The organism is Paracoccus methylovorus, assembly GCF_016919705.1.
GTDB classification, from domain to species: domain Bacteria; phylum Pseudomonadota; class Alphaproteobacteria; order Rhodobacterales; family Rhodobacteraceae; genus Paracoccus; species Paracoccus methylovorus.
Map to the genome: position 1 here is coordinate 1,819,751 of NZ_CP070368.1, position 12,359 is coordinate 1,832,109.

The window sequence follows — 12,359 nt, forward strand, 5'->3', positions numbered from 1 at the left end:
ACTCCATGAAAAATCTGGTGATCGTGGCGGCAAGCCTGATCCTGCTGCCTATCCTGTTGCAAATGCTGGGATTGGGCGCGAACTCGGCCGTCGAGGTGGTGATCTATGCACTTGCCGCGATGGGGCTTAACATCCTGATCGGCTATACCGGCCTTGTCTCTTTCGGGCATGGGGTCTGGTTCGGCTTCGCGGCCTATGTCGCGGGTCTGACCGCGCTGCGGTTCAGCAATGCCAGCATGACCATCGCAATCCTCGCCGCCGTCGTCGCAACTGCGCTGGTGGCTGCTTGCATCGGCTTTCTGGTCCTGCGCCGGCGCGGCGTCTATTTCTCGCTGATGACGCTGGCACTGTCCGCAATGGGCTTTCAGCTTGCCTTCCGCTGGACCGAGGTGACGGGCGGCGAAAACGGCCTTGGCGGGATCGAGCGCGCGCGCATTCTGGACAACAACCTGAACTTCTACGTCTTCGTCGCAATCCTGGCATTCGCCGTTATCGCGGTGCTGATGCGCGTGCTGCATTCGCCATTTGGTTCGGTTCTCGTCTCGATCCGCGAGAACGAGGGACGCACCCGGGCACTTGGATACGAAGTGCAAACCTACAAGCTGAAGGCTTTCGTGCTTTCGGCGGCAATCACCGGCCTCGCAGGCGCGCTGCTGCTTTACAAAAACCGCATGACCTCGGCCGAGCCGATGTCGATCATCTTTTCGGGCGAGCTTCTGGCGATGGTCGTCATCGGCGGGATGCGCAACTTTTTCGGACCGCTGCTGGGGGCGCTGTTCTATATCCTCTTCCGCGAATACCTGTCGATGTATACCGAGAACTGGCTGTTCTGGTTCGGCCTGATCTTCGTGGGCTTCGTGATCTTCGCACGGCAGGGCCTGATCGGCATCGGCGGGCAGATCCGCCGGGCGCTGGTGCCCGAAAAGGTCACCGGCGCCGCGATGGCCGACCGCAAAACGGAAAAGCACCCCTTGCCCTCGGCGATCACCTCGCGCGATGGCGGTGGCGGGGATGTGCTGGTCGCGGATAGCATTTCCAAGAACTTCGCCGCGTTGAAGGCGGTCGACGGCGTGTCCCTTCGCGTCAAGGACCAGACGCTGCATGCGCTTCTGGGTCCCAACGGGGCGGGCAAGACCACGGCCTTCAACCTTCTGTCGGGGATTATCCCGACCAGCGGCGGCAAGGTTTCGCTGCTGGGTCAGGACATCTCGGGGCAATCGGCCGACAGGATCTCGAACCTTGGGTTGGGCCGGTCGTTCCAGATCACCAACCTGTTTCCCGACCTGACCGTGCGCGAGAACGTCCGCCTTGCCGTGCAGGCCCGCCATTCCAGCAAGACCTCGATGCTGCAAAGCACCGAAAACGTGCCCGAGGTCCGTGCGAAGGTCGACGAGATGGTGAAATGGGTCGGCCTGTCCGGGATGGAGGAAGCGCGCGCGGGTTCGCTGTCCTATGGCGGGCAGCGGTTGCTGGACCTAGGCCTTGCACTGGCAACCGAGCCGCGCATCCTTTTGGCGGACGAACCGCTTGCCGGTCTTTCGGTGGCCGAGCGTGAGCGCGTGGGCCTGCTGATCAAGGATGTCTCGCGCCACGTGCCGGTTCTGCTGGTCGAACACGACATCGACCGGGTGTTTGAACTGGCGGATCATGTCACCGTCATGGCCGACGGCAAGGTGCTGGTCGATGGCACCGTCGAGGATGCGAAAAACTCCAAGCAGGTGCGCGACATCTATATCGGGTCGGGCACCAGCGAGGTTGCGGCCTCGGCGCGGCAAGGGCAGTTCGTGGATGAACAGATCCTCGCGCTGGACAAGGTGAACCTGCACTATGGCAAAAGCCATATTCTGCAGGACGTCACCTTCGACCTGCACAAGGGCGAGATCCTGGCGCTGTTGGGTCGCAACGGGGCGGGAAAATCCTCGGTCCTGAAGGCGATTACCGGCATCGTTCCCCCGTCCTCGGGCTCGGTGCAGCTGATGAACCACGAGCTTGCGGGCAACACCAGCGCGCAGATCGCGCGGCTGGGGATCGGCTATGTGCCGCAGGGGCGCGGGCTGTTCGCCGGCATGACCGTGCGCGAAAACCTGGAACTCGGCCGTATCCGTCGCCAGACCGGCGAGGGCACGCATTGGTCGCTGGACGAACTGCTGGAATATTTCCCGCGCCTGCGCGAGCGGCTGGACACCCCCGCCGACAGCCTGTCGGGCGGCGAACAGCAAATGGCCGCCGTGGCCCGCGCGCTGTCGGGCGACATCCGCGTGCTTTTGCTGGACGAACCTTTCGAGGGTCTGGCGCCGGCCATCGTAGAGCAGTTGTTCCGCACTTTCGACAAGCTGAGAGATCGTCTGTCGATCGTCATCGTTGACCACAACCTAGATCTGGCGCTGTCGCTTTCGGACCGCACCATCGTTCTGGAGCGCGGCCGCGTGCTGCATGAAATCGAATCCCGCCGCATCGCCGAAGATATCGAATTGCGTCGCGAAATGCTGTGGATGTGAGGAAGCTGGAAATGTCGCATATTGCCATCGTCGGCGCAGGGCTGATCGGTCGCGCCTGGGCCTTTGTTTTTGCCCGGGCGGGATTCCAGGTTCGCGTCTGGGACATGAACCAGACGGTGCTGGACAACCTTGACGCCGATATCGCGGCCATGATCGCGCAGACAGAACCCTTTGGACAGGCCGGCGCCGACCCCCGCGCCACCGCCGCAAACATCAAGGGCGTCGCCACGCTGGAACAGGCGCTGGACGGTGCGATCCTTGTGCAGGAAAGCGGCCCGGAAGTCCTGTCGATCAAGCGCGAACTTTTCGCGCGTCTGGATGCGATCGCGGGGGCGCAAACGATCCTGGCCTCCAGCTCTTCGGCACTGTTGGCCTCCAGCTTTGCCGAAGGGTTGCCCGGCGCCTCGCGCTGTCTTGTCGGTCATCCCGTCAATCCGCCCCATCTTGTGCCGGTGGTCGAGATTTCGCCCGCCCCCTTCACCGCGCCCGAGGTGACCCAGCGTGCCCGCCAGATCTATGCGCAGGCTGGGCAGGTCCCGGTCATGCTGAAGCGCGAGATCGACGGGTTCATCCTGAACCGCCTTCAGGCCGTTGTGCTGGCGGAAAGCCTGCGCCTGATCGAACAGGGCTATGTCGATGTGCAGGGCCTCGACGACACGATCCGGCACGGTCTTGGCCGTCGCTGGGCTTTCATGGGGCCGATGGAAACGATCAACCTCAACGCACCCGGCGGCGCCGTCGATTATCTTGGTCGCTATGGCCCGATGATGGCGGGCCTGGCCGAAACCTCGGCGCGGGACGAGGCGTTCACGCCCACTGCCGCCCAAGCCGTAGGTGCGGCGTTCAGCGCGATTTCGACCCCCGACACCGTTCGCGCCCGTCAGGACTGGCGCGACAGCGAACTTGCCGCGCTGGCACAGCATCTTTCGTCGCGCGCCGCCCAGAACAATCAGGAGTGAACCATGAACCTTCAGGGTAAAGTCATCATCACCTGCGCCGTGACCGGCGCGATCCACACCCCGTCGATGTCCGAACATCTGCCGGTCTCTGCCTCGGAAATCGCCGATGCGGCCGTCGGCGCGATCGAGGCGGGGGCGGCGGTCGTCCACCTGCATGCGCGCGACGAAACCGACGGTCGCCCCGACCAGAGCATCGAGGCTTTCCGGCCCTTCCTTGGGGTCATCAAGCAGGCTTCGAACGCCGTCATCAACATCACCACCGGCGGCGCGCCGACCATGTCCGTGGCCGAACGCATCCAACCCGCGAAACATTATCAGCCCGAGCTTGCCTCGCTGAACATGGGCACCATGAACTTCGGCCTGTTCCCCATGCTCAACCGCTATGAGGCGCAACTGAAGCACCAGTGGGAACGCGACTATCTGGGCAACAAAAGCATCATCTTCCGCAACACCTTTGGCGATGTGGAAGAGATCATGACGACGCTTGGCGCGAACGGCACCCGGTTCGAGTTCGAATGCTACGACACCTCGCATCTTTATAATCTCAAGCATTTCTTCGACAACGGCCTCGTCAAGGGCCCGCTGTTCATCCAGACGGTGTTCGGCCTGATGGGTGGTATCGGCGCCCATCCCGACGACGTGCTGCACATGAAGCGCACCGCGGATCGGCTTTTCGGCGACAATTACCGCTGGTCCGTGCTTGGTGCCGGACGCAACCAGTTGAATATCGCGGCAATGGCCGCGGCGATGGGCGGTCATGTCCGTGTCGGGCTTGAGGACAACCTGTGGGCCGGCAAGGGACGGCTGGCGGAAAGCAACGCCCAGCAGGTCCGCGCCGCGCGCCAGATCATCGAAGGGTTGGGCCTTGCGGTCGCGACCCCGGATGAGGCGCGCGAACTCCTGGCGCTGAAAGGCGCCGACCGGGTCAACATCTGAAGGCACGAGCGATGGCAATCACCTATCTGAAACGCGGCCGCAGCGACAGCGCGCGGGCCGAAGACGACCGCCAGACCCGCGAGACGGTCGAGGCCGCACTGGCCGATATCGCCGCGCGCGGCGATGCGGCCGTGCGCGACATGGCCGCGAAATTCGACGGCTACACCCCGGAAAGCTTTCGCCTGTCCCCTGAACAGATCCAGGAACTGATCGCGACACTGACCCCGCGCGAGATCGAGGATATCAAGTTCGCGCAAGCGCAGGTTCGCAACTTTGCGCAGGTGCAGCGCGACTCGATGCGGGATGTCGAGGTCGAGACGTTGCCGGGCGTCATCCTTGGCCACAAGCACATCCCGGTGCAGGCGGTGGGCTGCTATGTCCCGGGCGGCAAGTTCCCGATGGTCGCCTCGGCGCATATGTCGGTGCTGACGGCAGCCGTCGCCGGTGTCCCGCGCATCATCGCCGCAACCCCGCCCTTTCAGGGCAAACCCAACGCTGCGGTGATCGCCGCCATGCACTTCGCCGGTGCACATGAGATCTATGTGTTTGGCGGCATCCAGGCGATCGGCGCCATGGCCCTTGGCACCGAAACCATCGCGCCCGTCGATATGCTGGTCGGCCCCGGCAACGCCTTCGTCGCCGAGGCCAAACGTCAACTGTTCGGGCGCGTCGGCATCGACCTGTTTGCCGGCCCGACGGAAACCATGGTCATTGCCGATGACACCGTGGATGGCGAGCTTTGCGCAACCGACCTGCTGGGACAGGCCGAGCATGGCTACAACTCGCCCGCCGTGCTTTTGACCAACTCTGCCCAACTTGCCCAAGCGACCGCAGCAGAGATCGAGCGGCTGCTTGCGATCCTGCCGACCGCCGGAACCGCCCGCAAGTCGTGGGAAGATTACGGCGAAATCATCCTCTGCGACACGCATGAGGAAATGCTGCAAGTCGCAAACGACATCGCCTCGGAACATGTTCAGGTCATGACGGACCGGGACGATTGGTATCTTGAAAACATGACCAGCTATGGCGCGCTGTTTCTTGGCCCACGCACCCATGTTGCGAATGGCGACAAGGTGATCGGGACCAACCACACACTGCCGACCCGCAAGGCCGGGCGCTATACCGGCGGTTTGTGGGTCGGGAAGTTCATCAAGACACATACCTATCAGCGCGTGCTGACCGACGAGGCGGCCGCCGATATCGGCCGTTATTGCTCGCGCCTGTGCCTGCTGGAAGGTTTTGTCGGCCATGCCGAGCAAGCCAATATCCGCGTTCGCCGCTATGGCGGCCAAAACATCGCTTATGGGGAGGCCGCCGAATGACTCCAATGCCCAGTTTTTCCTTGTCGGGCCGCACGGCGCTGATTACCGGCGCGGGTCGCGGGATCGGCAAGGCCATCGCCGATGTCTATGCACAAGCCGGCGCCGAGGTGGTCCTTTGTGCCCGCAGCATGGACGAAATCGCCGCCGTCGAGGCGGAACTGACCGGCGCGGGGCTGAAAGCGCGGGCGATTTCCTGTGACGTGACCGATGTCGCGGCCTTTCGGGCGCTGGTCGATGGGCTGGATCAGCTTGACATATTCGTCAACAACGCCGGGACCAACAAGCCGCAACCCCAGATGGAGGTGACCGAGGAGGACTTCGATCGTATCACCGGCCTGAACCTGCGTGCGGCGTTTTTCGCCCTTCAGGCTGTGACACGGCGCATGAAAGAATTGGGCCGGGGCGGCAGCATCATCAACATGTCTTCGCAAATGGGCCATATCGGCGCCGAGAACCGCTCGGTCTATTGCGCGACGAAATGGGGCATCGAAGGGCTGACCAAGGCGACGGCCATCGAAGTCGCGCCCCTTGGGATCCGCATCAATACGATCTGCCCCACCTTCATCGAGACGCCGCTGACCAAGCCCTATTTCGAAGATCCGGCCTTTGGCGAACATTGCAAGCGCATGATCAAGATCGGGCGTCTGGGCCAGGTGGACGACATCGTCGGTGCCGCACTTTACCTTTCCTCGGACGCCTCGTCGTTGATGACCGGCAGCTCTATCCTGCTGGATGGAGGCTGGACGGCCGAATAATCCCACACGCAAAGCGGGCTTTTCCCAAGCGCCGGGAGTCGCCCGCTTTCCCCACCAGCCTGCGGGCATATGCCATGACCTGCCCCGGCAAATCGCATCCGGCTTGACGCAACATCGCTGTTTCATAGAGTCAGGCTGCGCAATGCAGGCCCCCGATCTGCTCATCCCAGCCTGGTCGAGCTGTACAAGCAGGGACGTTTCCCCTTTGACAAGCTGATCACATTTTATGACTTCGACCAGATCGACCAAGCCCTTGAAGACAGCGAAAAGGGACGGACGATCAAGGCGGTCCTACGCTTCGCCTAAGGGGCGTCAACTTTCCACACGGCCACCGTGATCCCGCTTGGGCCATCACGGTGGTCCGCTGTCTACCGGCCGGTAATTCCCTCGATAGCTCGCGGAGGAACTGGCTGGGTCACAAGGTAGTTCTTGCGTTTCTCGTAAAAGGCGTTTCCGCCCGTCACCAGAACATAGTGCATGTTGTCATAGGAGAACCTGTATCCTGCAGTATGAAAGAACGTCGCGTTCCCGATCAGGGGATGACGCTCACCGCGCAAGACGCTTTTTGCGGCCTCGCGGATCAGCGGCGACCCTTTCGTATCCATCCGGCGGGTCATGATGCCTTGGGCGAACTGCCCTTTCTGTCCGACAACGCCACAGACCGTGTTGGGATATTGGTCGGATCGGACGCGGTTCATGACCACGCTGCCGACAGCAATCATGCCGTCCCTGCTGGAGCGATTGGATTCGAAATACATCGCCCGCTCCATGCACTCCAATTCGCTGTGCCGACGGGTCAACGAACAGCCTGCCAACATCAGGGACGCCGCGGCGAAAAGGACGGCGAACCGCCACTTCGGGGACGGAATTTTCATTGTCTGCTCTTCCTGCTGCTCGGATAGGTTTGTTGTCGTTGAAGGAATGCTTAACAGGAGGCTGAGCGCCGCATCAACACCGTGCCCGCATGTACGCACCCCTGCGCCCCGCAAGGCACAACCCCAACCGGGCCGGAACCCGCCGGCGGCTAACGCAGCGAAATGTTGCTTCCCAAAGACTGGGCTGGCAGGCTCGTGCCATATTCCCGACAGGCAATCGGGTTCAGAACAGCACCGGTATCAGATTCTTCAGGCAAAAAAGCTTACGATCTATGATCCTTCCCAGAAGTCCGGATTGTCCCCCTCGACCGTCAGTGCCGTCCTGAATGGCAGTTGGAAGCCCCGCCGCATCAGCGAAAAGACCACCCAGATCATACGATCTCTGGCCTTGGATCTGGATTATTCGGCAAATCGGCAGGCCAAGGGATTGCGCAACGCCAAGTCGGGGGTGATCGGGCTTTGCTGCCGCTCTATGACAACCGCTTCTTCTCGAACGTGGCGCAGATCTTCGAGGCCAAGGCGCGGGCGAACGGGTTGACGCCTCTTGTGTCCTCTACCGGCGGGACCCGGTGATCGAGCAGCGGACGCTTGAGGATCTGGCCTCTTATGCGCTGGATGGCCTGCTAATCTGCGGCACGACAAACCCCGATGCTTGGCACGGTTCTGCCGCAAAACCAGCCTGCCCCATGGCATCATCGACCTGCCCGGGCGGGGAAGTCACTCCGTCGTCTCGGACAATTACAACGGCGCCAAGGGCACGCAGCGACATCCTCCGCCGAAGCGTCCCCGCCGCCCCTTGGTGTGGCGCTCTGAAATGTGCGAACTGGAGACTTCCCAAAGGCGCAGGATCATCGCTTGAGGGCCGTGGCGATCATCCGGTGGTCCATGTGTCGTGGAACGATGCGCAGGCCTATGCCGCGTAGGTGGGCAGGCGTCTTCCCAGCGAAGCCGAATGGGAAAAGGCGGCGCGCGGCGGTCTGAAGGGTAAACGGTTCCCATGGGGCGATGATCTGACCCCCGACGGAAAGCATCGGTGCAATATCTGGCAAGGGGATTTCCCGACCCTGAATTCCGCCGAAGACGGCTACCTGATCACAGCACCCGTAAAAAGCTACGCACCCAATGGCTATGGGCTATGGAACGCTGTGGGGAATGTGTGGGAATGGACCGCCGACAGTTGGCGTGCGAACCCGCAAGAAAACGGTTGCCCGGGGACCGGGCATCAGTCGGTGGGGCCGGCAAAAGGTCATCAAGGGCGGCTCATGCCTTTGCCAAGATTCCTGGTGCAACCGGTACAGGGTCGCAGCGCAAACCTTTAACGAACCCGACGCCTCGACCGCTCACATGGGATTCAGGCTGGTGTGGTCCGCCGTTGCCTGACCTGTCTGGTGGAACCTGGAGTTCACGCCAGCTTTTTCAGTTTTCTGGGCTGGGGTGATACTGCCAATGCCTCATTGGGGTATGCGCCCGGTCCCATACCCTTTTTATCAGCTGTCATGCCCAAGGCCACGATCCCTTGCCGCTGTGACCTTGCCTGCCTCTGACCGCTATCTGGGAAATGGAGAAAAAATCGGACAGTCGACCGTCCGGTCATGGACAAAAGCGGGCTGATGTCCGATCCATGGCGACATAGGCACTGGCTGGATCTCATCACCTGTCCAGGGGTTGAGTGCGATACCTGCGGCGGTAAGAGTTTGTCTTTGAGGGCTTTCGGATTGATTGGACGCATGTCGGACAAGGATTTTATCTGGAGTGAGATCCCGAAATTGCGGGCAAGAATCAAGGAAACCATGCTGACCCGCGAACGCGAGGCGCTGGACGAAGGGCGCACCCACCGGGACGCGTGGAAGCAGCAAGCTACCGCGCTTTGGGCCGCGCCGCCGATGCGCCGGACGTGCTGGCTGTGGAGTCGTTCATGAAGAAAGCTAAGAGCAGAAGGCTGAGGATATGGAGTCGCATCACGTCGATGCCTTCTGCATGGGCAGCGGCCGGGAAGGTAAGTTTGATTTCCTCTGCCCGCAGTGCGAGGTGGTCTATCCTGAGCGCATGCCGGGCACTTGCAGCACCGCGATCTGCAGGAACATACCGGATGCGGCTGGGGAAGCTTATTGCCGCTCAAAGGACGGACAGCACGGCTGGGATTCCCTGCGCGATGATAGACCTTGCATATCGGATCTTGCCGGGGTTCGGTGTCTTTGGTCCCACCGCGCATCTGCACAAAAGCTTCTTGGTCGAAACCAATCTGCGCCGGATCGAACTCTATCTCGATGTGCCAGAGCCACGGTCCTATACATTTCCACAGCTGACCTTGGTGGGACGGAAAGGCAAACAGATTCCTCTGCGAGAGATCGTGGATACTGTCGCGCTGACCTCTCAACCCGACGCCTCCTCGTCGGATCAGTTGCGCAATAGTCTTCTTACCGGGAAAGGCATTCAAGCGGTCAAAGAGATGCGCCCGAGCCTGACGATTCAGCTGAAGAAAGCCGTCTATATTTCTGAACTGCGTCTGGCCAACCGTCGCAATCATCCCGGTCGCGCCAGTCGCCATCTGGCCTTGCGTGGCTATGCAAACGGCCAATTGGTATTTGCTGCGCGCAATTTCGACCCCAAGCAGTTGTTGGACGCCCTGAACGCCATCTGCATCCAGATCGGTGTCCCGCTGCCTTCAGGGCAAGTGACCCAAGCAGAACTTCAGAATTTGGTCGAGCGCATTCGGGCAGCCATCATTGCCAGGCTGGACCAGCCCGGCATCCGTTTCGACCCAATCACTTTGCTCTCGTTCCTGCCGCTTTATGGTCATAAAGGACCGCTCTCTCACTATGAGATCCGTATTGCAGCCGAGGCGATGATCCAGATATTGGGCAACGATCGGCGCGCCCGGACAATCGCGTTTGACCCATTGGGTATTTTGCTGTCCTCGTCGCAAAAGTTGCAGACTGTTATGGTCGAGGTGAACCGCCTTCTCACTCAGAGGACGCAGCAGCCAATCACCATCGTGGCCAGCAAGCATTTCATTCAAGAGCCAAGGCTTGTACGCGAAAAAGCGCGTTACCTGAAAATGCTGGACGCGGTTTTCCCGATCCTTCGCGACTGCGGCGTGACGCCGGTTCTGTGCTACGGCAGCCTTTTGGGTGCAGTTCGGGAAAACAGCTTTCTGGCGCATGATGATGATGTGGACATTCTCTATCACGATGGCTCGACCAGCCGAGAAGAAATGCTGAAAAGGCGCTATGACCTTGCCAAGGCGCTGACCGCGCGCGGCTATATCTGCGAGCTCAGCGATAAGGCGATCAATTTCCTGATCCGAGGCCCTCATGGCCCCGTTGATCTTTTCCCGTGCTGGGAAAGTGAAGGCCAGATCAACGTGTTAATGGGGTATGAGATGTTTCGCCCTGTTGACCGCGAGGTCGTTTTGCCGACCAGCACAGTGCATCTGCATGACAAGCCTTACCCCTCGCCCGCGCAGCCAGAGAAATTTCTTCAGGCCCGTTATGGCAAGGGCTGGCGGGTCAGTGATCCCTATTACGAATGGCCTTGGCCCATCACACACGAAACGACATAATCGCCAAGCGAGACAGGAAAAGAGAGTTTTGCTTCCTGCGCCCGGTGTAGGCATGAGACATGAGGCGAAAATAGCCTCTATTGGACCGATCAATCACCGACTCGAAGAGAATGAGTTAGCTTAATCACGATCTGTAAAACAGCAGCTCTTCACCTTGGGACTTACAAGGCCGGATCCGGGTCGATCCAGACTTTCTTTATACCAATCGCACAAAGCTCAAAGAGCACACGATGTGTATCCCAATGTCGGTATCATCAAAGTGATGCGATTGGCCACCGTGGCGGCGCCGTGGCCGTCCGAAACTGACCCGCCATGGGTCCTTCATCCAGCCTCGACCCCTTTCGGTCATTTACGCCGGTTGGCGTGGGTTGAGCAATCGCCCGGCGCACGGAGCTTCCATCTCGCGCAGTGGGTCGGGGTCAGGTGCAGGGCTAACCCGGTGGGCGTCTGGTAGCCCAAGTGGGGTCGCTCAGTGTTGTCATCGGCCGCCCATGGCCGGCCAGCCCCTCCACTCGATCAACAACGTCAGCTTTCGCGCGACACGGTGGCCGGAGATGGATGTGTCCGGGATCGCTCCCAAACACTCGCAGGTGACGTCATCGACTACGTTCAGGATCCGGAACCGCCGCCGACAGGCAAACTGGTCATGCACGAAATCCAGTGACCAGCTTGCGTTAGCGCGGGCCTCCATCAGGATCGAGACACGGGTGCCGAGGGCTTTGCGGCGAGCTTTGCGCTTGCACACCGTCAGCCCCTCCCCGCGATACAAACGATATATCCGGTTGATCCCGGACGGCTCGCCTTTCCGACACAGCAGGATGAACAGCCGCCGATATCCGAACCGGCGCCGTTCATTGGCAAGATCACGAAGCCGACCACAGAGCGCCGTTTCCGGCGGGCGTTGCGACTGGTAACGCACCATCTTCCGATCCGCACCGGCAATCCGGCGCACCCGTCATTCCGACAGCGCGAACAGGGCCTTCAGATGCGCGACCGCTTCGCACTTTACGGCCGGCGTTACCAGTTTTTTGACAGCGGCTCCTTCATCGCCGCCCGATCCAGCATCCGCTCGGCCAAGAGCTTCTTCAGCTTGAGGTTCTTGTCCTCCAGCGTCCGCAGCCTCTTGGCCTCAGATACCGTGATCCCACAATATTTCGCGTTCCAAGCATAAAACGTGCCTTCCGACATCTTGTGCTTGCGGCACAGACGGGCGCACTTCGCCCCCGCCTCATGCGCCTGCGGAATGCTGATGAGCTGTTCCTCGGTCAGTCGTGCCTTCACTTTTGAAGATGGTCTGCTCCGCTATATCACCAGCGTACCAAGCCAGTCACCGTCTCCAAGGAAGGATACGGATCGCGAGTCCGATCAACCTCCCAAAATCTTGATCCTGAAGATTTGCAACCGGTTGCACCATCATGGATGTAATCCACTTCCGGCACGCGCATTTTTATG

Annotated in this window: 9 protein-coding genes and 2 pseudogenes; 9 read left to right on the plus strand and 2 right to left on the minus strand. The window is 60.8% G+C overall.

The annotated features are described in order from the left end of the window. The first annotated feature begins 5 nt into the window (after positions 1-5). The 5 genes from JWJ88_RS09085 to JWJ88_RS09105 are packed head-to-tail and all read left to right on the plus strand — an operon-like array spanning position 6 to position 6,470. Positions 6-2,498: a branched-chain amino acid ABC transporter ATP-binding protein/permease gene (locus tag JWJ88_RS09085; RefSeq protein ID WP_240200141.1), complete on the plus strand. Its 2,493-nt coding sequence runs from the start codon at positions 6-8 to the stop codon at positions 2,496-2,498. 11 nt (positions 2,499-2,509) lie between these two features. Then, positions 2,510-3,457, plus strand: a complete 948-nt coding sequence (locus tag JWJ88_RS09090; RefSeq protein WP_205293789.1) for a 3-hydroxyacyl-CoA dehydrogenase — start codon at positions 2,510-2,512, stop codon at positions 3,455-3,457. A 3-nt stretch (positions 3,458-3,460) separates the two neighbouring features. Beyond that, positions 3,461-4,393, plus strand: a complete 933-nt coding sequence (locus tag JWJ88_RS09095) for a BKACE family enzyme (RefSeq protein ID WP_205293790.1) — start codon at positions 3,461-3,463, stop codon at positions 4,391-4,393. An 11-nt stretch (positions 4,394-4,404) separates the two neighbouring features. Further along, positions 4,405-5,715 (plus strand): histidinol dehydrogenase, encoded by a 1,311-nt coding sequence (gene hisD / locus JWJ88_RS09100; RefSeq protein WP_205293791.1) that lies wholly within the window; start codon positions 4,405-4,407, stop codon positions 5,713-5,715. Further along, positions 5,712-6,470: an SDR family NAD(P)-dependent oxidoreductase gene (locus JWJ88_RS09105; RefSeq protein ID WP_205293792.1), complete on the plus strand. Its 759-nt coding sequence runs from the start codon at positions 5,712-5,714 to the stop codon at positions 6,468-6,470. The genes hisD and JWJ88_RS09105 overlap by 4 nt, the downstream gene beginning before the upstream one ends. Positions 6,471-6,838: 368 nt before the next feature. Here the strand turns inward: JWJ88_RS09105 and JWJ88_RS09110 are convergent, their stop codons facing one another. Further along, positions 6,839-7,288: a cell wall hydrolase gene (locus JWJ88_RS09110; protein WP_240200223.1), complete on the minus strand. Its 450-nt coding sequence runs from the start codon at positions 7,286-7,288 to the stop codon at positions 6,839-6,841. Positions 7,289-8,031: 743 nt separating this feature from the next. On the opposite strand from JWJ88_RS09110, the pseudogene JWJ88_RS22145 reads away from it, so the two are divergent. The 4 genes and pseudogenes from JWJ88_RS22145 to JWJ88_RS09135 form a co-directional block, all read left to right on the plus strand. Then, a pseudogene (locus JWJ88_RS22145) lies at positions 8,032-8,487 on the plus strand (SUMF1/EgtB/PvdO family nonheme iron enzyme); the annotation flags it as partial. 10 nt (positions 8,488-8,497) lie between these two features. Further along, a complete protein-coding gene (locus JWJ88_RS22150) occupies positions 8,498-8,725 on the plus strand; it encodes an SUMF1/EgtB/PvdO family nonheme iron enzyme (RefSeq protein ID WP_407673845.1) in 228 nt (75 codons plus the stop codon). 347 nt (positions 8,726-9,072) lie between these two features. Then, a complete protein-coding gene (locus tag JWJ88_RS09130; protein WP_205293796.1) occupies positions 9,073-9,264 on the plus strand; it encodes a hypothetical protein in 192 nt (63 codons plus the stop codon). Between the two features lie 170 nt (positions 9,265-9,434). Beyond that, entirely contained in the window at positions 9,435-10,907 is a 1,473-nt protein-coding gene (locus tag JWJ88_RS09135; RefSeq protein WP_205293797.1) for a hypothetical protein, read from the plus strand. A gap of 490 nt (positions 10,908-11,397) precedes the next feature. On the opposite strand, the pseudogene JWJ88_RS09140 reads toward JWJ88_RS09135, so the two are convergent. Beyond that, positions 11,398-12,188, minus strand: a pseudogene (locus tag JWJ88_RS09140) (transposase); the annotation flags it as partial. Between the last annotated feature and the right edge of the window lie 171 nt (positions 12,189-12,359).

Coding starts and splice junctions, on each gene's coding strand:
- JWJ88_RS09135 (WP_205293797.1), top strand. CDS start 9,435: ATGCGGCTGGGGAAGCTTATTGCCGCTCAAAGGACGGACAGCACGGCT.
- JWJ88_RS22150 (WP_407673845.1), top strand. CDS start 8,498: ATGTGTGGGAATGGACCGCCGACAGTTGGCGTGCGAACCCGCAAGAAA.
- JWJ88_RS09090 (WP_205293789.1), top strand. CDS start 2,510: ATGTCGCATATTGCCATCGTCGGCGCAGGGCTGATCGGTCGCGCCTGG.
- JWJ88_RS09085 (WP_240200141.1), top strand. CDS start 6: ATGAAAAATCTGGTGATCGTGGCGGCAAGCCTGATCCTGCTGCCTATC.
- JWJ88_RS09130 (WP_205293796.1), top strand. CDS start 9,073: ATGTCGGACAAGGATTTTATCTGGAGTGAGATCCCGAAATTGCGGGCA.
- JWJ88_RS09105 (WP_205293792.1), top strand. CDS start 5,712: ATGACTCCAATGCCCAGTTTTTCCTTGTCGGGCCGCACGGCGCTGATT.
- JWJ88_RS09095 (WP_205293790.1), top strand. CDS start 3,461: ATGAACCTTCAGGGTAAAGTCATCATCACCTGCGCCGTGACCGGCGCG.
- JWJ88_RS09110 (WP_240200223.1), bottom strand. CDS start 7,288: ATGTTGGCAGGCTGTTCGTTGACCCGTCGGCACAGCGAATTGGAGTGC.
- hisD (WP_205293791.1), top strand. CDS start 4,405: ATGGCAATCACCTATCTGAAACGCGGCCGCAGCGACAGCGCGCGGGCC.